Here is a 24,338-nt window from a genome sequence, read left to right as displayed (position 1 = left end):
ACGATGGACCGCAAGCGAGAACTGAAACAGCAGTACAAGGAAACGCCGCGCCTGATGGGCGTCTACCGCGTCGTCAACAAGACCACCGGGCGCTCGCTCGTGGAGGCCGGCCTCGACGTCAACGCACGCCTGAACCGGCACCAGGCGCAACTGCGCTTCGGCAATCACCCGAACAAGCAGTTGCAGGGCGACTGGAACCGCCTCGGCGCCGAGGCGTTCGGCTTCGAGCTGATCGAGGCGCTCAAGCCGCTCGACAAGCCCGACTACAACCCCGACGACGATCTCGAGCTGCTGCTCGCGATGACGCTCGAACGCAGCGAGTTCGACAAGGAGCACCTCTACAACCGGTGAGGCCGCCGGCACCCGCCGCCGCTCGCCGACAGGCCCGTACCGGGCCGCCGCGCCGCTTCGCTCCATGCGAAGGCCGCGCGCCTTCGTTCGTGCCAACCCACAAGGATGCCCATGGACTTGTCCCCGCCGGTTCCCCTCGCGCTCGCGCACCTGACGGCGCTCGACGTGCCGCCCCCCGAACTCGTCACGCTGGCCTCGGCCGCCGGCTATGCGGCGGTCGGCCTGCGGCTCTTCCCGGCCTTCGCCGGCTCGCGGTTCTACTCGCTGCCGGCCGGCTCGGCCGCGATCCGCGAGATGCGCCAGCGCCTCGACGACACGGGCGTGACGGTCAACGACATCGAATTCATCGGGATCGGCGCCGAATTCGACGTCGCCGCGCTCGATCCGCTGCTCGATACGAGCGCCGAACTCGGCGCGCGATGCCTGAGCGTGTGCGGCGACGATCCCGATCGCGCGCGGCTGACCGCGAACTTCGCGCGCCTGTGCGAGCGCGCCGCCCCGCTCGGCCTGCGCGTCGAGCTCGAATTCATGGCCTGGCGCGCGGTCGCCCGCTTCGGCGACGCCTTCGAGGTCGTGTCGGCGGCGCGCCAGGCCAACGGCGGCGTGCTGATCGACGCGCTGCACGTCTGGCGCACCGGCGGCTCCGAGCGCGACATCGGCACGGCGCCGCCCTCGATGATCCGTACCGCGCAGCTCTGCGACGCGGTGGCCGAGCGGCCCGCGACGCCCGAGGCGCTGCTCGAGGAGGCGCGCGCCGGCCGCCTCGCGCCGGGCCACGGCGCGCTGCCGCTCGCCGCCCTGCTGGCCGCGCTGCCCGACGACACCGCGCTGTCGCTCGAAGTGCCCACCAGCGGCCAGGTCCCGATCGATGCCCATGTGCGCGACGTGTTCGACGCGACCCAGGCGCTGATCGCCTCGCTCGCCACGGTGCAGTCATGACGGGCGCGCCGCTCGAGGAACCCGTACGCGGCCCGGCTGCCGTCGCCGGCCCCGTCCGGCTCGGCCTGATCGGCGCCGGCATCGCCCAGTCGCGCTCCCCGGCGCTGCACGAGGGCGAGGCGGCGGCGCACGGCCTGCCCTGCCGCTACGAGCTGCTCGATCTGGACCGGCTCGGGATCGGCGTCGACGCGCTCGACGGCCTGCTGCAGCGGCTCGAACGCGAAGGCTGGGCGGGCGTGAACGTCACGGTGCCGTGCAAGCAGGCGGTGATCCCGCTGCTCGATGAAGTCGCCCCCGAGGCGGCGGCGATCGGCGCGGTCAACACGGTCCGCTTCGCGGCCGGCCGGCGCATCGGCTACAACACCGACGCCTACGGCTTCGGCGAAGGGTTGCGCACCGGCCTGCCCGACGCGCGCCGCGAGCGCGTGGTGCAGTTCGGCGCGGGCGGCGCCGGCGCGGCCACCGCGTTCGCGCTGCTCGACCTCGGCGTCTCGAACCTGACGCTCGTCGACGAAGTCGCGGCCCGCGCCGCCGCGCTCGCGGCGAACCTCGGCCGGCATTTCCCCGGCCGCACCGTCGAGGCGCTGACCGAGGCCGATCACGCGCTCGGCGCGGCCGACGGCGTGGTCAACGCGACGCCGGTCGGCACCGCGCGCCATCCCGGCTCGGCCGTGCCGCTCGCCGCGCTGCACGCGGGCCTCTGGGTTGCCGACGTGATCTACGCGCCGGCCGAAACGGCCCTGCTGCGCGCCGCGCGCGCGCTCGGCTGCGAAACGCTCGACGGCACGCGGATGCTGGTGGTGCAGGCCGCGCGCGCGTTCGAGCTGTTCACGGGGCGCCGCGCCGACGTCGCGCGGATGCTGCAGCGTTTTCGCGAGTTGCCGGCGCCCTGAATCATGGCGCCGAACGGCCGGGCCCGCGTGGCGCCCGGCCCGTCGCCGCCCGTCAGGCCAGCGCCGCCGAGCAGCGGACCACCACCTTGCCCAGCGCCCGGCGCTCGGCCAGCACGGCCAGCGCGTCGGGCGCGCGTTCGAGCGGAAAGCGCTCCGAGATGAACGGCCGGATCAGCCCGCGCTCATAGAGCCCCATCAGTTCGCCGACGTTGCGCCGGTTCGCCTGCGCGTCGCCGCTCGCGAACGAGCCCCACAGCACGCCGATCATCTGGCCGGCCTTCAGCAGCACCAGGTTCAGCGGAATCCGCGGAATCCCCGCCGTGAAGCCGATCACGAGATACCGGCCGCGAAACGCGAGCGTGCGCAGCGCGGCTTCGGCGTAGTCGCCGCCCACCGGATCGCAGACGACGTTCGCGCCCTGCGGCCCGCAGGCCGCGCGCAGCGCGTCCTTGAACGCCTTCGCGGCCGCCAGGTCGAGCGGGCCGGCCGGACAGACGACGCCGGCATCGGCGCCGCGGCTCAGCGCGAGATCCACCTTCTGCTGCGACGACGCCACCGCCACCACGCGCGCGCCCATCGCCTTGCCGAGTTCGACGCTCGCGAGGCCAATGCCGCCCGCGGCGCCGAGCACCAGCAGCGTCTCGCCGGCGGCGAGCCGCGCGGCATCCTTGAGCGCATGCATCATCGTCGCGTAGGTCAGGAGCAGCGCCGACGCGTCGTCGAACGACATCGCGGCGGGCAGCACGAAGCAGTCGCCGGCCGGCAGCGTGACCTTCTCGGCCAGCCCGCCGCGGTTGCCCGTCGCGCCGAACACGCGGTCGCCCACCCGCAAGCCGTCGACGCCGTCGCCCACCGCGTCCACCACGCCGGCCACCTCCGAGCCCGGCGCGAACGGCCGCTCGGGCCGGTCCTGGTAGCGATCGTGGATCACCAGCAGATCGGGATGGTTGAGCGCGCACGACACGATGCGCACGCGCACCTCGCCGGCTGCCGGCGTCGGCTCGGGCACCTCGTGCAGCGCGAGCGTTTCGGGGCCGCCCGGGGTGGTACTGAGGATTGCTTTCATGAAGTCTCCATCGTGAGGGGGACCGCCGCCGGCGCGGCGGGTTGCAGCAGGAAGCGCTCGAGCGCGTCGAACAGCGCGTCGATCAGCGCGGCCTGCTCGGCGGCCGGCAGCAGCGTGTCGTTCAGCTCCAGCGAGCCTTCCAGCGCGTGGCCGTAGTCGATCAGCCGCAGGTAGATGGACGGCAGCGGGATCGGCCAGGGCTCGCCCGCCGTGCGCGTGAGCGGCGGCGGCCAGGGCGGATCGGCCGTGTCGTCGGCCGGCGCGCCGGCGCCGGGAATCCGCACCGAGAACATGTTGATGGTCGCCGCGATGCCGCGCGGGTCCTCGATGCCGCTGCCGCCTGCGTGCAGCGGATGCCGCATCAGCGTCGGCACGCGCAGCATCATCGCGCTGTGCGATTCGATCTCGTTGGCCTTCAGGATCGACACGAAATCGGCGCCGGCGGGCGCGTCGATCTCGATCACGTCGCTGCAGACCAGGTAGCCGACGATGTGCGCCAGCTCCGGCGAGGTGCGCAGGTCGCCGACGCAGCGGACCGGGACGCGCTCGCTGCCGGACCAGCGCGCGAGCGCGACGCCGAACGCGGTCACCAGCGCGCTGAACAGCGAGGTCTGCAAGCGCGTGGCGGCCGCCTGGATGCTGCGCAGCTGCGCGGCCGGAATCACGAACTTGTAGTCGACCTTGGTGCCCGGCTGCCATGCGAGCGAGCGGCCCGTGACCGGCCCGGCCAGCTCGGGCAGCTCGCGAAAGCGCCGTGCCCAGTAGTCGATCAGCGGCTTGCGCGCGGCGTCGGCCATCCACTCGCGCTCCCAGGCCGCGTAGTCGATGAACTGCGCGGCGCTCGGCAGCGCGCGCGGCGGATCGGCGAGCCGCGCGTCGAGTTCGGACAGGATCAGCAGCAGCGAGGCCGCGTCGACGATGATGTGATGGAACACGCAGAGCACCAGGCTCACGTCGGGCGCGAGCGAGACGATCCGCGCGCGCAGCAGCCACTGGCCGTCGAGCGGCAGCTGGCGCGACGCGTACTCGGCCGCCTGCGCCTTCAGCTCGGCCTCGAGTTCGGCGGGCGGGCGCGAGCCGTCGGCCTCGGCGAATTCGATCGGCAATGCGTCGGCGTCGTTGAGCGTGACGATCAGCCGGCCGTCCTCCTCGTGAAACGACGAACGCAGCGTGTGATGGCGCGCGACGATGCCGCGCAGCGCGTCGGCCACGCGCGCCGCCGGCGCGCCCTGGAACAGCTTGACGAGCGGCAGCCGCTCCTGGTTCAGCTGGCGCGGCGGCAGGCCGTACCAGTGCCACCAGAGTTCCTGGAGCAGCGACGGCCGCAGCGTGGCCGACGGCGCGATCGACACCGGGTCGAGCCGGCGCGCGGCCTTCGCGGCCAGATAGGCGACGATCGCCTCGCGGCGCGCCGACAGCGCCGCGCGATCGGCGGCGGTGAGCGCGCCCTTGGGCGCGCGGAACGACAGCTCGCCGTCGACCAGCGCGAGCGCGATGCCGCGCGCCTGCAGGTCCGACAGCAACGCGGGAAGCGTGGTCATGGGCCGCTCCGCGCTCACAGGCTCGCCGCCTCGGGCACCGGCGTGCGCGCGAACAGCACGCCGTCGCGCTCCATCCGGTCGATCTCGTCCTCGTCGTAACCGAGTCCGGCGGCGATCTCGCGGTTGTGCTCGCCCAGCATCGGCGCGACGCGCATGGTCGGCGCGTCGATGCCGGAGAACCGGAACGGCACGTTCGGCAGCCGGATCGTGCCGAGCACCGGATGCGCTTGCTCGATCAGCATGCCGCGCGCGTGGACCTGCGGATCGGCGAGCACCTGGTCGATGCGCTGGACCGGCGCGGCCGGCACGCCCGCCTCCTCGAGCGCGGCCAGGCACGCTTGTGCGGTGTGCGCGCGGGTCCAGGCCTGCACCAGCTCGACGGCCTCGCGGCCGTGCGCGTTGCGGCTCGCCGCGTCGAGGAAGCGCGGGTCGTCGGCGAGCCCCGCGCCGCCGATCAGGCGCGCGAGCCGCCGCCACGCGTCGTCGACCTGCGCGGCGATCACCACGCTGCCGTCCCGGGTCGCGAACACGCCGTAGACGGTCGATTGCGGCAGGTAGTGGCCGCTGCGCGTCATGCGCTCCTCGCCGCCGCTCAGCGTGTGGCACTGCACCGCGTAGTCGTGCATCGCCACCATGCAGTCGTAGAGCGCGAGATCGATGTGCTGGCCGCGCCCCGTCGCATGCCGGCCCAGCAGCGCCGCGCAGACGGCCGCGACGCCGTGCGCGCCCGCGTACATGTCGGCCACCGGCATCCGGAACAGCGGCGGCGTCTCGTCGGGATGGCCGATCAGGTCCATCGCGCCGCTCATCGCCTCGGCGATCAGGCCGAAGCCGGCCTGCTGCGAGCGCGGCCCGGTCTGGCCGTAGGCCGACACCGAGCAGTAGACGAGCCCCGGATTCGACGCCGCGCACGCGTCGTAGCCGAGCCCGAGCTTCGCGAGCGCGCCGGGCCGGTAGTTCTCGACCAGCACGTCGGCCTCGCCGATCAGCTTCTTCATCAGCGCGAGCCCGCGCGGGTCCTTCACGTCGACGCACAGGCCCTTCTTGCCCATGTTCTGCTGCAGGAAATAGCCGCTCTCTCCGTTGATGAAGTAAGGATGCGCGCGGCCCGCGTCGCCGCCGGTCGGCCGCTCCACCTTGATCACGTCGGCGCCGAGCGCGGCGAGGCAGCGCGACACGTACGGCCCCGCCAGGAAATGCGTGTAGTCGACGACGCGGATGCCCTTCAGCGGTTGAGGTTGGGTTGACATGTGGGTCTCCATCGATATCAGGGTGCGGGTTGCGTGGAAATCATCGCGGGAATCAGCGGATGAAACCTTCTTCGTACTCCGTTGCATCGTCGTTGCCGGCCGACGGCGCGAGCGCCGCGAGCCGCACGATCGTCTCGCTCATGCGCGCGATGGTGGGCGCCTCGTACAGGTAGCGCAGCGGCAGGTCGATGCCGTGCCGCTCGCGCACCTGCGCGAGCATGCGCAGGCCCAGTTGCGAATCGCCGCCCAGCGCGAAGAAATCCTGGTGCCGGCCGACCGCCGGCAGGTCGAACAGCGCCTGCCAGATCGCCGCGAGCCCCGGCTCGATGCCGGCCGCCGACACCGCCGGCACCGCCAGTGAGTCGCCCGCGCACGGCGGCGCGCCGGATTCGGGCGGCGCCTCGTCGGGCCACGCGAGGCGGCGCGGCGGCGGCCCGTCGCGCAGCGCGTCCCAGTCGAGCCGGCCGCCGCGCACCCAGATCAGCGCGACGTTTTCGAGGTCGCGCGAGGCCCACAGCGCGCGCGCCATCGTTTCGGCGGCGGCGCCCGTCAGCAGCCGCGCGGCGCCCGCGTCGGCGGCCACGTCGCCGCGCAGGATCGTCACCAGCTCGCCGTGACGGCCCGCCGTCACGCTGCGCGGCACGACCGCGTCGGCCTCGTCGCGCGCCTGCAGGTAGTGTTCGAGGCCGGCCGCGAGATCGTCGAGGCGCCGCACCACGAACGCGGCGCGGCAGGTGGACGCGTCGCGGCGCGATTTCAGGGTGTAGGCGAGATCGGCCAGCGTGAACGGCTCGGCGCTCGCGCCGTTAGCGAACGCGCGCAGCTGGCCGAGCAGTTGCCACGCGGCGCCGCGCAGCGCGTCGACGCCCGGCGCCGACAGCACGATGATTTCCGCCGTCTCGGCGGCCTGCAGGGTATCGATGGACATGGCGTCGTCAGGTTCGGTTGGAACGATCGGGAGTTGGGGGTACGCGTCGCGGCGCGCCGGCGTCACCATGCGCGCAGGTACTGCTCGGGCACCTCGATCGGCACGCCGAGCTCGGCCGCTGCGCGGCGCGGGAAATAGGGATCGCGCATCGATTCGCGCGCGACCAGCACCAGGTCGGCGTCGCCGCGCTCGATGATGTCGGCGCCCTGCCGGCCCGACGTGATCAGCCCGACGGCGCCCGTCGCGATGCCGGCGTCGCGGCGGATCCGCGCGGCGAACGGCACCTGGTAGTCGGGGCCGACCGGAATCGTCGCGCCGGCGATATTGCCGCCCGACGACGCGTCGATCAGGTCGACGCCGTCCCCGCGCAGCCAGCCGCACAGCTCGACGCATTCGTCGATGTCCCAGCCGCCCGGCGTCCAGTCCGTCGACGACAGGCGCACCACCAGCGGCCGGGGCCGCGGCCACTGCTCGCGCACCGCAGCCACCACCAGGCGCAGCAGCCGCGCGCGATTCTCGAGCGCGCCGCCGTAGCGGTCGGTGCGCCGGTTCGACAGCGGCGACAGGAACTCGTGGAACAGGTAGCCATGCGCGGCGTGGATCTCGATCACGTCGAACCCGGCCTCGCGCGAACGGCGCGCGGCGGCCGCGTAATCGGCGACCACCTTGCGGATGCCGGCCTCGTCGATCTCGGCCGGCACGCTGTAGCCGGCGTCGAACGCCAGCGCGCTCGGCGCGAGCGGCAGCCAGCCGAGCGTGTCGGCCGGCAACGGCCTGCCGCCCAGCCAGGGCAGGTCGGTGCTGGCCTTGCGCCCCGCGTGCGCGAGCTGGACGCCGATGGCGACGCCGCGCGCGCGCACGAACGCGACGATGCGCGCCCACGCGTCGCGCTGCGCATCGTTCCACATGCCCGTGCAGCCGAACGTGATGCGGCCTTCGGGCGACACCGCGGTGGCCTCGGTGTACACGAGGCCCGCGCCGCCGACGGCGCGGCTGCCCAGATGCACCAGGTGCCAGTCGTCGGGGACGCCATCGCGCGCCGAGTACACGCAGATCGGCGAGATCGCGATGCGGTTGCGCAACGTGACGTTGCCCAGTTGGTACGGAGAGAACAGCGACATGGTCGAAGTACGGTTGGCCAGGTTGAAGGAATGGGGGGTCACGGTGCGCACCGGTCCAGGCTCAGGCGCGGCCGTCGACGACGTCCGGCTCGCGCGCCGCGTCCACGTCGCCGGTGGCGCCGGACAGCCAGTAGCGCGCGCGCTCGAACGGATAGGTCGGCAGCACGATGCGGCGCGCCGGCCGGCCGTCGCGCAACGCGAGCCACGGCACGTTGCCGCCCTGCACCCAGTGCAGCATCAGCCCCTCCAGGTTGCGTTCGGCCACGAGCGCCTGCGCCATCGCGTCACCGGCGGCGCCCGACAGCAGGTTGCGCATCTCGAGCTGGTCCTGCACGTTGCCGTGATACATCGCGAGATCCGCCGTGCCGGCCGGCATGCCGAGGAAACGTTGCAGCCCGTCGCGCAGCGCGTCGAGGCCGTCGACCAGCAGCGCGAGCCGGCAGTCCATCGCCTCGCGCCCGGTCTGCAGCGTGTGCGCGAGATTCGCGAGCGACGGCGCGCGGCCGCGATCGGCGAGCGGCGCCGCCGCGTCGCATGCGCCGGCCGGCGCGCCATCCTTCGCGTCGTCCCGCGTCGCGAGCCATGCCAGCAGGCGGCGCGCCACCTCGGCCAGTTGCGCCGGCGTGCGCGCCGACAGCACGACGATCTCGGCTTGCGGCGCCGCCGCCTCGACAGCCGGCGCCGGCTCCGCCGCGACCGGCTCGAACGCCTCGACGATCAGGTGCGCGTTCGCGCCGCTCGCGCCGAACGAGCTGACCGTCGCGCGACGCGGCCGCGCCGCGTCGGACGGCCACGCCGCCTGTCGCGCGAGCAGGCGGAACGGCGTGCGCGACAGGTCGACGTTCGGATTGAGCGGCTCGGTCTTGATCGACGGCACGAGCGTCTCGTGCTGCATCTGCAGGATCACCTTGGTGAGCTGCGCGATGCCCGACGCCGCCTCGGGGTGGCCGATGTTCGATTTCACGGTGCCGATCGGAAGCCTGCGCCCGTCGCTTGCGGCGCCGTCGAACACGCGCGCGAGCGCCTTCAGCTCGACCGCGTCGCCGAGGCTCGTGCCGTTGGCGGCCGCCTCGATGTAGTCGATCGAATCGGGCGATAGGCCGGCCTTGCGGAAGCTGGCCTCCATCAGTTCGACCTGGGCGTTCGCGTTCGGCGCGTAGTAGCCGCTCGAGCGGCCGCCATGGTTCACCGACGAGGCCTTGATCACCGCGAGGATCCGGTCGTCGTCGGCCAGCGCGCGCGCGAGCGGCTTGAGCAGCACGGCGCCCACGCCCTCGGCCGGCAGGTAGCCGTCGCCGTCGCTGAAGCTGCGGCTGTCGGCGTGGCTGCCGACGATCTGCGCCTGGCTCAGCCCGACGTACTTGCGCGGATGCAGCGAGAGGTTCACGCCGCCCGCGATCGCCAGCGCGCAGTCGCCGTCGAGCAGGCTGCGGCACGCGTAATGGACCGCCGTCAGCGACGACGAGCACATCGTGTCGAGCGCGACGCTCGGCCCGCGCAGGTTGAAGAAGTACGAGGTGCGATGCGCGATCGCGTTGTACGAGGACAGCGCGGTGGCGGTGCGCTCGCCCTCGTCGGCCGCGAACGCGCCATAGAGCTGGTACATCGCGCCGACGAACACGCCCACCTGCGCGCCGTACGCCTGCTGCATGCGCTCGCGCGTCTCGCCCGCCTCCTCGAGCAGGTTCCAGACCGTCTCGAGGAACAGCCGCTCCTTCGGATCGAGATAGGCCGCCATCCTCGGCGAGATGCTGAAGAACGCCGGATCGAACGCGTCCACGCCCTCGATGAACCCGCCCCACGCGCTGTAGCTCTTGCCGGGCACGTTGCGGCGCCGGTCGAAAAAGGCGTCGTGGTTCCAGCGATCGGGCGGGATCGCCGTGATCGCGTCGTGACCGTCGCGCAGGTTGTCCCAGAACGCGCGCAGGTCGGCGGCGCCGGGGTAGCGGCCCGCCACGCCGATGATGGCGATGTCGTCGGGGCCCGCGTCGGCGGGCAGCGCCGGGCTGGCGGCGCGGCGCGGTTCGGCCGGGGGCGCGGCGGGCGGCGCCGTGGTTGCCGTGGTTGTCGCGGCGCCAGCCGCGGCAGCCGGTGCGGAAGCCGCCCGGGGCGCCGCCGCGCCCGCCGGCAGCGCGCCCACGCGTTCGGCCAGGAAGCCCGCGAGCGCATCGATCGTCGGATAGTCGTGCAGCACCGTGGTCGACAGGCTGCAGGCGAGATCCTTTTCGAGCTGCATGCGCAGGTCGATGCTCAGCAGCGAATCGAGGCCGAGATCGAACAGGCTCGCGCGGTCGTCGAGCGTGTCGGGGTGGTTCAGCAGCTTGCGGATCACGTCGTCGAGGTGGCGCTTGAGCCGCGCCGCGCGCGCCGCGGCGTCGAGGGCCGCGAGGCCCGCCAGCAGCGCCGTGCCGCTCGCGCCGCCGGGCCGGCGCTCGGCGCGCGCGACCACCGCCTCGCGCGCGTCGGCATCGACGAGTTCCGCGAGCAGCGGGCGCAGCAACGGCATGCGGTCCTGGCCGGCCAGCGAGGCGATCCGCATCGGGACCAGCGCGAAATCGCCGTCGCGGTGCGCGAACTGGCGCGCGATCACTTCGGCGCCCTGCTCCTGCGGGATCAGGCCGATCGGCGCGTCGGCCCGCGCATCGGCATGGCCGGCGGCCATCCCGCCCCCCGCCCAGCCGGCCCAGCCGATCGCGAGGCCCGCCTGCCCGAGGCCGCGCCGGTACGCGGCAAAGCTGTCGAGGAACGCGTTCGCCGCCGCGTAGTTGGTCTGCCCCGGGTTGCCGAGCAGCGCGGCGGCCGACGAATAGAGCACGAAGAAGTCGAGCGCGTGGCCGTGCAGCGCGTGATGGAGATTGAGCGTGCCGCGCACCTTGGCGGCGAACACCGCGAGGTAGCGCTCCCAGCTCTGTTCGCTGAGCACGCCGTCGGCGAGGCCGCCCGCCGAATGGACGACGCCCTTGAGCGGCGGCAGGTCGCGCAGGCACTCGGCCAGGCGCGGCGCGAACGAGGCGCGATCGCCCACGTCGGCCGCGAGCGGATGCAGCCGCACGCCCATCTCGCGCAAGCCGGCGAGCGCGGGGTCGCCGTCGCCGCGCGCCGGATCGCGGCCCACCAGCACCAGGTGCCGCGCGCCCTGCCGCGCCAGCGCCGTGGCCGTCTCGACGCCGAGCTGGCCGAAGCCGCCCGTGATCAGGTAGCTGGCCTCGGGATCGATGACGGGCGCCGGCGACGCCGGCAGCGTCGCGCGCCGCAGCCGCGCCACCAGCAGGCGGCCGTCGCGGATCGCGTACTGCGCCTCGTCGCCGTCCGCGTGGATCGCCTGCACCAGCAGCGCGGCGTCCGCGCGGCCGTCGCGGCTGTCCGGATCGAGGTCGACGAGGCGCGCCGGGCGGCGCTGCTCGTTGACGAAGCTGCCGACCAGCCCCCAGACGAGCGCGGCCAGCGGCGCGCTCACGCGCGCCTCGCCGGCCGGCTGGCTGCCGCGCGTGACGAAATGCAGCGCGAGGTCGCGCCGGCCCGGCGCGAGCGCGGCCTGGCAGAGCCAGAGCGGAAGGCGCGCGCAATCGCCAAGCGACGCGGCAAGCGACGCATCGAGACCCTCGCCGGCCGCCTCGGGATCGAAGCCGTCGAGCGACCAGCCGTAGATCACGCCGTCGAGGCCGCCGTCGGCCGCGACGCGATCGAGCAGCGCGCCGAAGCCGTCCGCATCGGCGGGCGCCGCCTCGCGGCCGAGCACCGACACGCGATGGCCGCGCGCGGCCAGCATCGCCGCGAGCGCCGCGCAGGCCGCGCCGCCGTCGGCCAGCAGCAGCCAGTGGCGCGCGGCCGGGGTGGCCGACGCGACGGCGACGGCCGGCACCCAGTGCTTCGCATACAGCCAGTTCGCCCAGGTCTCGGCCGGGCGCGCGATGGCGCCCGTGTAGCGCGTCGTCTCGAAACGGTCGATGCGCATCACCGGCTCGCCCTGCATGTCGACGATCGTCAGCGTCGCGTGCCGGGTGGATTGCCCGGCGCCGTCGGGACGCACCTCGACGCGGCACCAGATCAGCTCCGGCAGCGGCCGGTACAGATGAATCCCGCGCATCGCGGCCGGGATCAGCAACTCGCCGTCGGCATCGGGCGGCGCCACCGCCGAAATCGCCTGCAGGCATGCGTCGAGCAGGATCGGATGCGCGCTGTAGCCGTCGAGCGACTGGTCGACGCCGGGCGGCAGCGCGATCTTTGCGAGCGCGCCGCCCGTGCCGCGAGACAACGCGAAGATGCCCTGGAAGTCGGCTTCGTACTCGAGCCCCACCTGCGCGATCTCGTGATAGTGGCGCCGCACCGGCACCGTCTCGGCGCACACGGCGCGCCAGGCGGCCGGATCGCCCGCGGGCGGCGCGGCGTCCGCATCGGGCCCGATGCGCGCCCGCGCGTAGAGCGTCCAGCCCGGCGCGCCGCGCGGCCGGCCATGCAGCTCCACGCGCCCTTCCGCGGGCCGCAGGTGGCAATAGACGTCGAGCGGCTCGTCGCCGAGCACGCAGCGGTTCGGCAACTGCAGCTCGTCGATGAGGAGCGGCCGGCCGGGCCAGCACGTGCGGCCGGCCGTCGCGATCAGGTCGAGCTGCGCGCTGGCCGGCAGCACGATCTCGCCGAGGATGCGGTGCGCGGCCAGGTACGGCAGCGCCGCGAGCGACACTTCGCCCGAGAAATTGCGCGCGCCCGACGGACACGCGAACATCGTGCGCAGCACCGGATGCGCGACCGGCTCGCCGGCCAGGCCGGTCGCGAGCGCCGGCATGCGCACGGCCGCCGCGCCGGCCGCGCGGCCGACGGTGGACGGCAGCGCCGCATCGAACGAATAGCCCCAGTCGGTCCACACGCGTTCGCGCTGGAACGGATAACCGGGCTGGCTCTGGCGGCGCGGCAGCTGCTCCTCGAACACGCGCTCCCAGCGCACCGGCAGGCCCGCCATGTACGCCTGCGCGACGAAGCTCTCGAGCGGCCGGGCCGCGTCGCGATTGGTGCGGCCGTGGATCCAGCGGAACAGGCGCGTGTCGGCCGCGTCGCCGAGCCGCAACGCGAGGCCCGCGCCCAGCTCGACGACGATGCCGTCCGCGTCGTCGGGCCATGCGTCGTCCGCGAGCGGCGGCACGCTGCCGGCCGCCAGGCCGCCGTCGCGCTGCCAGAGCGCGGGCACCTCGCCGTCGCCGAACGTGCTCGCGAACTCGCAGCGCGCGCGGCCCGCCTTCAGGCCGGCCGGCGCCGCGCCGCCGGCCGCGAGCAGCAGCGCGGCATCCCAGTCGACGAGGCCCGCGACTGCCGCCGCGAGATATTCGCCGGCGCCGTAGCCGCTCACGCGGGCCGGCTGCAGGCCGAGGTGGATCAGCAGTTGCGCGAGCGCCCAGCGATGCACCGTATGCGGCAGCGTCGCGTTCGCTGCCGTGCCGGCGTCCGTGCTGTCCGCCACGCCGTCGCACAGCCGGCGAAACGCGGCGGGCCCGTCCGGGAAGAACGCCGCGAGGCTGGCCCACGCGTGCTCGACGCGCTCGCGGTAAAAACCGCGCTGCGCGTGGAGCGCCCGGGCGACGCCCCAGTCGACGTCGGCCGCGCCGCCGATCACCCACTCGGCCGCGCACGACTTCGGCACCGGCGCGCTCGGATCGCCGCCGGCAACGTCCAGGTACTCGCGCAGGCAGGCGCGCAGGTCGTCGGGCGTCTCGAAGGTCAGCGCGATCCGGCAGGCGCCCTCGCCGCGGCCCACCGCGGCGGTATAGCAGAGCGCCGCCGGATCGGGCGCGGCGTGTCGCGCGAGCGCGTCGTCGAGCCAGCCGAGGTAGCGGCCCGCGTAGTCGACGAGCGCGGCGCCCGATTGCGCGGCGAGCCGGAACAGCTGGAGCGGCGCCGAATTGGGCACTCCCGCGGACACCCCGGCGGACACCTCCGCAGGCGCCGCGCCGGATGCGCCCGCGTCGACGGCCGGCGCATAGGCCTCGACGATCAGGTGCGCGTTGGTGCCGCTGAAGCCGAACGAACTGACGCCGGCCAGCGCGCGCCCGTCGGCCGGCATCGCGACGGCGTCGGCCGCGATGCGCAGCCGCTCGAGGTCGACGCGGATCTGCGGGTTGATCGTCTCGAAGTGCAGGTTCTTCGGCACCACGCGATGGCGCACCACCTGGATCGCCTTGTGCAGGCCGCCGATGCCGGCCGCCGATTCCATGTGACCGAGATTCGATTTCAGCGCGCCGACCACCAGCGGCGAGCGCTCGCCGGCTTCGTGCACGTAGCTGGCCTCGAGCGCGCGCAGTTCGATCGGATCGCCGAGCGAGGTGCCGGTGCCGTGGCATTCGACAAAGCCCACCTCGGCCGCCGCCACGCCTGCGTCGGCCAGCGCCGCCGCGATCACGCGCCGCTGCGCCTGGCCGCTCGGCGCGGTGAGGCCCTGCGTGCGGCCGTCGTGATTGACCGCCGAGCCGCGGATCAGCGCAAGGATCCGGTCGCCGTCGCGCTCGGCGTCGGCGAGGCGCTTGAGCAGCACCAGGCCGCAACCCTCCGAGCGCACGTAGCCGTCCGCGCCCGCGTCGAACGTGCGGCAGCGCCCGCTCGGCGACAGCATCTGCGAACGGCACGCCACCACCGTGCCTTGCGGCGACAGGATCAGGTTCACGCCGCCCGCGAGCGCCGCGTCGCATTCGCCGCGCCGCAGCGCCTGCACGGCCAGGTGCACGCCGACCAGCGACGACGAACAGGCCGTGTCGAGCGCGAGCGCCGGCCCTTCCAGCCCGAACGTGTAGGCCAGGCGCCCCGCCGCGCAGCTCTTGGCGATGCCCGAGCCGATGTAGAGGCTGGCGGCCTCGAGCGGCCCCTGCAACTGGCCGTAGTCGTCGTTCATGATCCCGACGTAGACGCCGGTGCGGCTGCCGGAGAACGTCTCCACCGCGTAGCCGGCGTCCTCGAACGCCTCCCACGCCACTTCCATCAGCAGCCGGTGCTGCGGATCGATGTGGATCGCCTCGTCGCGCTTGAGCCCGAAATGCGCGGGATCGAACCGGTCGATCGCGCCGAGCAGCCCCATCGCGTCGCTGTAGATGCCGCCGGGCCGATGCGGATCGTCGCTGAGGAAGCGCTGCATCGGCCAGCGCTCGGTGCTCATCGCGCCGATGCCGTCGCGGCCCGTCTCGAGCGCGGTCCAAAGCTGGTCGAGCGAGTCGATCCCGCCCGGGTAGCGGCAGGCCGCGCCGACGATCGCGACCGGCTCGCGGCGCGCCTGCTCGAGCGCCTGGTTCGCCGCCTTCAGGCGCTTGATTTCGTTGAGGCTCTTCGCAAGGAGCTGCTGGATGTCTTGCATGTTCCGGGTTTCCTGGGAATTGCGGTTAGTCGTCGCCCATCTCTTGCCTGAGCAGCGCGGACAGCTCGTCGATCGGCAACGCGGCATCCACCTGCGCGGCCGTGCCCGCCGGCTCGTGCGGCGCGCGCGCCGCCGCGAGCCGTTCGAGCAGGTAGCCGGTCAGGCTCGCCACGCTCGGGTAGTCGAAGATCGTGTCGACGTGCAGGTCGAGCGCGAAGCACGCGTCGAGCTGGTCGCTGAATTCGACGGCCGACACCGAGTCCATGCCGAGATCGAAGAACGGACGTTCGTCGGAGACCGCGCCCGCGTCGATCTTCAGGAACCGCACGAGCAGGTCGCGCACGAGCGTCGCGACCACCTGCTCCTGCGCGTCGGGATCCAGTTGCGCGAAATCGTCGGGCAGCGCGGCGGGGGCGTCGTCGGGGGCGGTCTGCGCGGCGGCCGTTTCATGCACTTCGTGCGCTTCGGTCGCGGCGTCGTCATCGGCCGCCGGCAGCGCGGCGCGGCGGAACCGCGCCTGCTCGATCACCGCGAACACGCGCTCGTGCTCGTCGACGAGCGCGAGGTCGTAGACGAGCTCGCCTGCCGCGCCCGCGTCGGGCAGATGGCGCACGACGCAGCTGAAGCGCTCGCCCGCGGGCCAGCCGGCGATCGACACGCGCCGCAGCGCGAACGGCAGGTAGCTCGCGCCCGCTGCGCCGTCCGACGCGTGGTCGATCGCATTGACGGCCTGCAGGCAGGCGTCCAGCACGCGCGGATCGACGGCGAAGGCCGAGTCGATCGCGCGGATCTCCGCCAGCGCGCGGCCGGCGTCGCAGGCGAGCCGTTCGATGCGCCGGTAGCTCGGGCCGAGCCGCAGTTGCGGCGGCAGGCGGTCGCGATAGAACGCGTCGCCGTCGTGGCGCTCGGCCGCCTGCTCGCGCAACGCGCGCAGGCTCGCGAGCCAGGTTTCGGCCTGCGCCGGCGTCGGGCCGCCCTCCGCCGCAAGCTTCGCGACCGTCGCGAACGGCTGCGCGGCGCCCTCGGCAGCGGACCGGTCGTGCAGCGACGCGCGGCCGTCGGCCCCGATCTCGAGTTGCGCGTCGAGCCGCGCGCCGAACCGCAACGGCCTCAGGAAGCGCGCGTCCTCGAGCGTGACGCCGTGCGCCAGCGCGTCGCGGCCGAGCGCATGCAGCACCAGCGCGAGCGTGCCGGCCGCGGGCAGGACGTTGTCGCGGCCGAGCCGATGCTCGTCAAGGAACGGCTGACGCTCGCGATCGAGCGCGAATTCGACGTAGCGGCTGCCGTCGCGCGCGGAGACGAGATCCGCGGCGACGATGCCGGCCGCGGCCGGCGCCGTTGCCGATGCCGGCGCGGCCGGCGTCTGCGGCACCCAGTAGCGGCGCGCCGGGAACCGGCTGGCCGGCAGCTCGATGCGGCGCGCGCGCGACGGCTCGAAATACGCGTGCCAGTCGATGCGCTGGCCATGCGCCGGCAGCGCGGCCACCAGCCCGGCCAGCCCGCCGAGCGGGCGGCCGTCCAGCGCGCAGGACGGCAGGACGACGACGGCCGGCACGCGCCGCGTCCCGCGCGCCGGCGCGTGGGCCCGGCAGGCCCGCGCGGCCGCCTCGTTCAGCTCGGCCGGCCATGACGGCACCGGCTCGAACGCGAGCGCGACCTCGCTCTCGCGTTCGCCCAGTTGCGCCAGCGCATCGCGCACGGCCCGCGCGTCGTCGGCCACGAGGCCGTCGAGCATCGCGTCGGGGTCGAGCGCGCCGCCGAGCGCGGCGGCCACGAAGCAGAGCGGGCCGCGCGCATGAATGCGCTCGGGCTGCACGCCGAGGCGCTGCAGCAGCCGCCCGAACGCGTAGACGAGGATGGCCGCTTCGAACGCGGCGGCGTCGCCGAGGCACAGCGCGCGGCCCGTGGTCGGCGCCCGGCCGCGCGCGCGCAGCCCGTCGACGCACGCATCCACCGCGTCGCGGAACGCCGGATAGAGGTCATAGAAATGCACGGCGCGAGCCGCCCAGTCGGGCCGCCCGCCGTCGCCGAGCCGCCATTCGAGCGGCGCCGGCGCGGCCGGCCGATCGAACGTCGGCGCGGTGCCGGCCGCCAGCGCCAGCAGCCCGTCGCGCAGTTGCGCGGCCGAACCGGCCGGCAGCACCGCCTGCACCGCATGGCCCGCGCGCGAGACGCTGAGCGTGTAGGCGACGTCGGCCACCTCGGCGCCGTTCGCGAGCGCCTCCGCGTAACGCGCGGCGTCGGCCGCCAGCTGCGCGCGATCGACCTGCGAGAGCATCGCGAGCGGCACGAAGCCGGCCGGCGTATCGGGCAGCGTCACCGGCGCGACGTACTGCTCGACCAGCAGATGCGCGTTGGTGCCGCTCAGGCCGAACGAACTGACGCCCGCCACCAGCGGCGCCGCCGCGTGCCAGCCGCGGCGCTGGCCGACCACTTCGAGCGCGCCGCGCGCCCAGTCGAAATTGGGATTCGCGCGCCGGTAATGCAGATGCGGCGGCAAGGTCTCGTGCCGCATCGACAGCAGCACCTTGATCAGCCCGGCGATGCCGGCCGCCGCCTCGGCATGGCCGATGTTGGTCTTGACCGAGCCGAGCAGCAGCGGCGTCTCGCGCGGCGTCCTGCCGTACACGGCCTGCAGCGCGTTCAGCTCGATCGGGTCGCCGAGATGGGTGCCGGTGCCGTGCGCCTCGACGTAGGACACGCGCTCGCGCCCGATGCCGGCGTCGGCCAGCGCCTTCTCGAGCACGCGCTGCTGCGCCAGCCCGTTCGGCACCGTCAGGCCGCCGGCGCGCCCGTCGTGCGCGACCGCGCCGCCGCGGATCACGCCGACCACCGGGTCGCCGGCCGCGATCGCGTCGGCCAGGCGCTTGAGCATCACCACGCCGCAGCCCTCGCCGCGCACGAAGCCGTCGGCATCCGCGTCGAACGTGCGGCAGCGCCCGCTCGGCGACAGCATCCCGCCCGCGCATTCGAGCACCAGCGGCTCGGGCGTCAGCTGCAGGCTCACGCCGCCGGCCACCGCCATGTCGCAGGCGCCCGAGCGCAGCTGCTCGCACGCGAGCTGCACGGTGACGAGCGACGACGAGCAGGCCGTGTCGATCGTCATCGCCGGCCCCATCAGGCCGAACGCGTGCGCGATGCGGCCCGAGACGATGCTGTTCGCGGTGCCGGTGCCGACGTAGAACGCGTGCTCGCGCACGTGCTGCGTCAGTTGCAGGTAGTCCTGCGTCATCACGCCCATGAACACGCCCGTCTCGGAACCGCCGAGCGAGCCCGGATCGATGCCCGCGCGCTCGAACGCCTCGTAGCAGACGTCGAGCAGCATGCGCTGCTGCGGGTCCATCAGCTCCGCCTCGATGCCGGCAATGCCGAAACGCTCGGGATAGAACCGGTCGACCGTGTCGACGAAACAGCCTGCGTCGACGTAGGCCTTGCCCGGCTTGCCCTTCTCGCTGTCGTAGTAGCGCGAATGATCCCAGCGCTCGGGCGGGATCGGGCCGGCCGTGTCGACGCCGTTGGCGAGCAGCTCCCAGAACGCTTCCGGCGAGTTCGCGCCGCCCGGGAAGCGGCAGGCCATCGAGACCACCGCGATCGCGCCGCCGGCGGCGTCGCCGACGTCGCGACCTGCATCGAGCGGCCTGGCAGCGGCCGCGCTTGCCGGCGCGGACACCGCCGCTTCGGCCGGGGGCGCGTCGGCGGGCGGCGCGTGCTCGGCCAGCGCGCCGAGCAGGAATTCCGTCAGCGCCGCGACGCTCGGCTGGTCGAACAGCAGCGTCGATTCGAAGTTCAGCCCGAAGCGCCGTTCGAGCGTGCCGCGCAGGTCGATCGCGAGCAGCGAGTCGAGCCCCTGGTCGAACAGGCTGGCCTGCGCGTCGATCGCGCCGGGACGCTTGAGCAACGCGCCCGCCGTTTGCTCGAGATAGTCGCCGAGATGACGGCGACGCTCGCGCACGCTCATCCGCAGCAGGCGCGCCAGCCACGCGTCGCCCGCTTCGGCGGCCTCGCCTTCGCTGTCGCGCGCCGCATCGGCCGCGCGCGTGCCGGCGTCGGCCAGCAGTTCGGCGAGCAGGCGCCGCACGTGCGGCTGGCGGCTCGCGTCGACCGGCTGGCGCAGGTCCAGCGGCAGCACCGCGAGCTGCGTATTGGCGCAGCCGAACTGGCGCGCGATCACGGCCGCGCCCTGCTCCGGCGCGATCACGCCCGCGATCGAGCCCTCGGCGCCAAGCCGCGCGCCGACGTCGCGCGCCGCCGCCGCGCCGATCTCCGACCACGCGCCCCAGTCGAGCGCGACGGCCGGCGCGCCCTGGCCGCGCAGATACCAGGCGAACGCGTCGAGGAACGCGCTCGCGGCGGCATGGTTGGCCTGGCCCGGATTGCCCATCAGCCCCGCCGCCGACGAATACAGCACGAAGAAGTCGAGCGCGCGCGCATCGAGCAGCCGGTGCAGCAGCAGCGCGCCGGCCATCTTCGGCCGCAGCACGCGCAGGTAGCGCTCCCAGCTCTGCTGGCCGACCACGCCGTCGTCGAGCACGCCGACCGAATGCACCACGCCGCGCAGCGGCGGCACCTCGGCCGGCACGCTCGCGAGCGCATCGCGCAGCGCCGTTTCGTCGCCGACGTCGGCCACCAGCGCATGCACGGCGACGCCCTGTTCGCGCAACCCGGCGAGCGCGGCCTCGGCCGACGCGGGCACGCGACGGCCGAGCAGCAGCAGGTGCCGGGCGCCCTGCGCGGCGAGCGCGCGGGCGGTCTCGATGCCGAGCGCGCCGAAGCCGCCCGTGATCAGGTAGCTCGCGTCGCCCGACACCACCGGAGCGCCGGCCTCGACCAGCGTCGCCGCGCGCAGCCGCGGCACGAACCACGCGTCGCGGCGCACCGCGATCTGGCATTCGTCGCGCTGCGCGAGCGCGCCGAGCAGCGCGGGTCCCACCGGCTCGTCGCGATCGACGTCGACGATCCGCGCGAACCGCGCGTTCTCGTTCACGAAGGCCGGCAGATGGCCCCACAGCAGCGCCTGCAGCGGTTCGGTCACGCCGCCCGCGACCGGTTGCGCGCCGGCCGTCACGAAGCTTGCCTGCAGCTGGCGCCAGCGCGGCAGCAGCAGCGCCTGGCACAGCGCGAGCGGCTCGCGCAGGTACGGTTCGGCCGCGACTGCCGGATCGGCCGCGTCGAGCGTCGCGGCGCGCGCCGACCATGCATAGACGATCTCGGTCACGGCGCCGTGCGCCGTTTCGAGCGCGTCGAGCCGGCCGGCGAAATCATCGCGTTCGAGCGGTGCGGGCCGCGCTTCGTCGCCGGCGCCCACGACCGACACGATGCGCCCGCTGCCGCGCAGCGCCGCCACCAGCTGCGCGGACCAGTCGTCGGGATCGGCGAACACGACGCAGTGCCCGCCCGAGCGCCCGGCCGCCTTGCGCGCGACGATCACGCTCTCGGTGCGGCCGGCCTCGGGCGTCGCGAGCGCCGGCTCGAAACCCTGTTCGCGCAGCACGCGGTCCCATTGCGCCGCGTCGAGCAGCGGGCCGTCCTCGCGCAGCCCGGCATCGGTGAAGCTCCACCAGCCCGGCGTGAGCCCGAAGGTCACGTCGAGCCACGCCTGCGGCTCGGTCACTTCGCGCAGGATCAGCATCCCGCCCTCGGCCAGGCACTCGGACAGATGCGCGAGCGAGGTCGCGATGCCGGCCGTCGCGTGCACCACGTTGACGGCGATCACCACGTCGAACTCGCCGGCGTCGAAGCCCTGCTCGCCCGGTGGCGCCTCGAGGTCGAGGCTGCGGTAGGTGACGAACGCGTCGCCGGCGAACTTGTCCTCGGCGCGGTGCAGGAAATGCGCGGACACGTCGGTGAACACGTATTCGACGGCGCGCCCGCGCAGCACCGGCAGCACGCGGCTGGTGGTGGCCCCGGTGCCGGCGCCGACTTCCAGCACGCGCAGCGGCCGGCCTTCGGGCAGCGTGTCCGCGAGCCGCGCGACCAGCGCCGCGATGCGATCGTTGAGCGCGAGGCTGCCCGCGCTGTCCTGGTAGACCGCTTCGACGTCGGCCGCCTGCGCCGGCTCGAACAGCAGCGTCAGCGCGCCGACCCGGCCGCGCAGCACGTCGGCGAGCACCTCGCCGCAGCGCACCAGCAGGTCGAGCTCGCGCGTTTCGCCACCGAGCTCGCGGCGCAGTTCGGCCTCGAGCTCGGGCGTGCTGCGCGTGGACACGGGCAGCGTGTCGCGCAGCGCCAGCAGCCGGCGTACCAGCCGGTGATGGGCGGGCGCGATGAGGTACTGCGACGCCAGCGCCTGCGGCGACGGCAGGCCCGCGCGCAGCCGGGCCGGCGTCAGGTCGAGCGCGTCGAGCGCGCGCCGGACATAGCCGGCCGTGATCTCGTCGAAGCCGCGGCGCACGGTGGCGGAGACCACGCGCGACGCGGCGCCCTCATCGGGCCCGAGCTGCGCGACGAGCGCCGCCGCCGCGAGCGGGAAGCCGGCCGCGCGGCGCGCGCGCGACGGCATCCATTGGCGCTCCAGCAGCCAGTCGCGCCACGCCTCGGCCGCCGGGCGCGGCCGGTAGCGCGCCGCCTCGAAGCGTTCGATCGACACCACTTCCCGGCCGTCGTCGTCATGGACGCGCAACTGCACCGAGAACGTGTCGCGCTCGCGCAGGTAGTCGTGCAGCTGCGCGTCGTCGGCCCAGGCCGGCGCCGGCCCGACGATGCGGGCCACGCACCAGAGCGCGGCCGCCCGGTGCCCGGCGTCCTCGACGCCGTGCAGCGCGGCCGGCACGAACAGGCCCCGCGCGCCGCCCGGGTCGCCTTCGCCGGCGGCCGCGGCGCCGATCACCTGGAAACAGGCGTCGAGCATCACCGGGTGCAGGCCCGGGCCGCTCCAGCCGCCCGTCAGCGCGGCCGGCCGCACGATGCGGCCGAGCGCGACGCCGGGGCCGCGCCAGAGGCCGTCGATCGCGCGAAACGCCGGGCCGTAGGCGACGCCGGCCTCGCGCGCCGCGCGCCGCAGCGCCTCGGGCGACACCGGCGCGGGGCAGGCGGCGCGATCGGCCGCCAGGTCATGGCGCCGCGCGTTCGGCGCGCGCGCGGCACGCACGCTCGCGCGCACATGGTGCTGCCAGTCGTCGCGGCCCGCGCGGCGCGTCAGGATGTCGACGGCCACCGTGTCGCCGCTGCGCGCGCCGACGCGGCAATAGAGGCCAAGCGGCGCCTCGTCGAGCACGCAGGGCTGCAGCAGGCTCATCTGCTCGATGCGCGCGGCCGCGCCGAGCGCCGTCGCGCACGCGTGCGCGACCATGTCGACGAAGCAGCTGGCCGGCAGCACGACGTCGCCGGCCACCACGTGATCGCGCAGGAACGGCTGGCGCGCGAGCGACAGTTCGCCCGCCAGCAGGCAGCCGCCGTCGGGCTCGTTCATGCTGGTCGCGAAGAACGGATGGCGGACCGGATCGAACAGCGCCGGCAGCGCGCCGGCGCGCGCCGTCATGTAGTCGGGCAGCCAGTAGCGGCGGCGCTCGAAACGGTGCGCGAGCCGCGCGGGCGCGCCGTCCGCGCCTTCGTCGCCGCGCGCGAGCAGCAGGTGCGCGTTGGTGCCGGTATAGCCGAACGAACTCAGCGCGACCAGCGCGGGGCGCCCTTGCGGCCACGCGGCGGCGGCGCCCTTCGGAAACAGCAGCTGGTCGCTCAGGCCGTCGAAATGCGGGTTCAGCGCATCGAGATGCGCGACGGGCGGCAGGCGATCGTGCCGCAGCAGCTGCACGAGCTTGATCAGCCCGGCGATGCCCGCGGCCGATTCGCCGTGGCCCATGTTGGCCTTCACGGCGCCGAGCGCGAGCGGCGCGCGGCGGCCCTCGGCGCGGCCATAGACGGCGTCGATCGCCTGCACCTCGACCGGATCGCCGAGCGGCGTGCCGGTGCCGTGCGTCTCCAGGTAGCCGACCTCGGCCGGGTCGACGTGCGCGCGCGCGAGCGCGTCGCGCATCACCTGCACCTGCGCCGGGCCGTTCGGCGCGCTGAGGCCGTGGCTGCGGCCGTCCTGGTTCACCGCCGAGCCGCGGATCACCGCCAGCACGGTGTCGCCGTCGGCGCGCGCGCGCGACAGGGTCTTGAGCAGCACCAGCCCGCAGCCTTCGGCCCGCACGTAGCCGTCGGCCTCGTTGCCGAAGGTGTTGCAGCGCCCGCGCGCGGACAGCATCCGCGCGACGCAGGCGCCCACTGCCGTCTCGGGGCTCAGCAGCAGGTTCACGCCGCCCGCGAGCGCCATCGAGCATTCGCCGAGGCGCAGGCTCTGGCTGGCCAGGTGCACGGCGACCAGCGACGACGAGCAGGCCGTGTCGATCGTGATGCTCGGCCCCGTCAGGCCGAACACGTAGGACAGGCGGCCGGCCGCCGCGCTCGGCGCGCTGCCGGCGCCGACGTACGGGTTCAGGTCCTCCGCGCGGCGGATCAGCCGCGCGTAGTCGTTGTTCATCTGGCCGACGAACACGCCGATGTCGGCGCCCTTCACCGACTTCACGTCCAGCCCCGCGCGCTCGAGGCAGAACCAGGCCTCCTCGAGCAGCAGCCGGTGCTGCGGATCGATGTAGGGCGCCTCGTCCTCGGAGATGCCGAACGCGGCCGGCTCGAAGCCGTCGATGCCGTCGAGCAGCCCGAAGCGGCGCGTGTAGATCCGCCCCGCCTCGCGCGCGTCGTCCGCATGCCAGGCGTCCATGTCCCAGCGCTGGCCGGTCATCGTCGCGACCGTATCCGCGCCGTCCTCGATCGCGCGCCAGAACGCGTCCGGGTCCGCCGCGCCGGGAAACCGGCACGACATGCCGATGATCGCCACCGGCTCGTCGACGCCGGACTCGAGCTCGCGGATGCGCCGATCCTGTTCCTGGATCTTGCGGATCGAGCTTTTGAGCAATGTCTTGTAGTCGTTCAACTCGG

At 74.2% G+C, this 24,338-nt stretch carries 10 protein-coding genes; 3 read left to right on the top strand and 7 right to left on the bottom strand.

Annotated elements, in window-relative coordinates; all coding sequences use genetic code 11:
- The first annotated feature begins 3 nt into the window (after positions 1–3).
- From ACFIMZ_RS35480 to ACFIMZ_RS35470, 3 genes are all read left to right on the top strand, one after another.
- Positions 4–351 (top strand): GIY-YIG nuclease family protein, encoded by a 348-nt coding sequence (locus ACFIMZ_RS35480; RefSeq protein WP_431825925.1) that lies wholly within the window; start codon positions 4–6, stop codon positions 349–351.
- Between the two features lie 111 nt (positions 352–462).
- Positions 463–1,290, top strand: coding sequence for a sugar phosphate isomerase/epimerase family protein (locus tag ACFIMZ_RS35475; RefSeq protein ID WP_431825924.1), 828 nt, complete (start codon positions 463–465; stop codon positions 1,288–1,290).
- Positions 1,287–2,183: a shikimate dehydrogenase gene (locus ACFIMZ_RS35470; protein ID WP_431825923.1), complete on the top strand. Its 897-nt coding sequence runs from the start codon at positions 1,287–1,289 to the stop codon at positions 2,181–2,183. Before ACFIMZ_RS35475 ends, ACFIMZ_RS35470 begins: the two co-directional genes overlap by 4 nt.
- A gap of 52 nt (positions 2,184–2,235) precedes the next feature.
- On the opposite strand, the gene ACFIMZ_RS35465 is transcribed toward ACFIMZ_RS35470, so the two are convergent.
- The 7 genes from ACFIMZ_RS35465 to ACFIMZ_RS35435 form a co-directional block, all read right to left on the bottom strand.
- On the bottom strand, positions 2,236–3,249 hold the full coding sequence (locus ACFIMZ_RS35465; protein ID WP_431825922.1) for an NADPH:quinone oxidoreductase family protein: 1,014 nt from the start codon (positions 3,247–3,249) through the stop codon (positions 2,236–2,238).
- On the bottom strand, positions 3,246–4,790 hold the full coding sequence (locus ACFIMZ_RS35460) for a condensation domain-containing protein (RefSeq protein WP_431825921.1): 1,545 nt from the start codon (positions 4,788–4,790) through the stop codon (positions 3,246–3,248). The genes ACFIMZ_RS35465 and ACFIMZ_RS35460 overlap by 4 nt, the downstream gene beginning before the upstream one ends.
- A gap of 14 nt (positions 4,791–4,804) precedes the next feature.
- Positions 4,805–6,040, bottom strand: coding sequence for a CaiB/BaiF CoA transferase family protein (locus ACFIMZ_RS35455; RefSeq protein WP_431825920.1), 1,236 nt, complete (start codon positions 6,038–6,040; stop codon positions 4,805–4,807).
- 52 nt (positions 6,041–6,092) lie between these two features.
- Positions 6,093–6,968, bottom strand: coding sequence for a phosphopantetheine-binding protein (locus ACFIMZ_RS35450; protein WP_431825919.1), 876 nt, complete (start codon positions 6,966–6,968; stop codon positions 6,093–6,095).
- 62 nt (positions 6,969–7,030) lie between these two features.
- Positions 7,031–8,089, bottom strand: coding sequence for an NADH:flavin oxidoreductase/NADH oxidase (locus tag ACFIMZ_RS35445; RefSeq protein WP_431826036.1), 1,059 nt, complete (start codon positions 8,087–8,089; stop codon positions 7,031–7,033).
- Positions 8,090–8,150: 61 nt separating this feature from the next.
- The gene (locus ACFIMZ_RS35440) at positions 8,151–15,419 is read right to left on the bottom strand and encodes an SDR family NAD(P)-dependent oxidoreductase (protein ID WP_431825918.1); all 7,269 of its coding nucleotides are present in this window, start codon (positions 15,417–15,419) and stop codon (positions 8,151–8,153) included.
- A gap of 25 nt (positions 15,420–15,444) precedes the next feature.
- Entirely contained in the window at positions 15,445–24,333 is an 8,889-nt protein-coding gene (locus tag ACFIMZ_RS35435) for an SDR family NAD(P)-dependent oxidoreductase (RefSeq protein ID WP_431825917.1), read from the bottom strand.
- Between the last annotated feature and the right edge of the window lie 5 nt (positions 24,334–24,338).

Origin of the sequence: Burkholderia sp. F1 (genome assembly GCF_050813845.1) — a bacterium.
GTDB lineage: Bacteria > Pseudomonadota > Gammaproteobacteria > Burkholderiales > Burkholderiaceae > Burkholderia > Burkholderia ubonensis.
The sequence above is the reverse complement of the archived record's forward strand: the minus strand, read 5'-3'. Positions and strand labels throughout refer to the sequence as shown.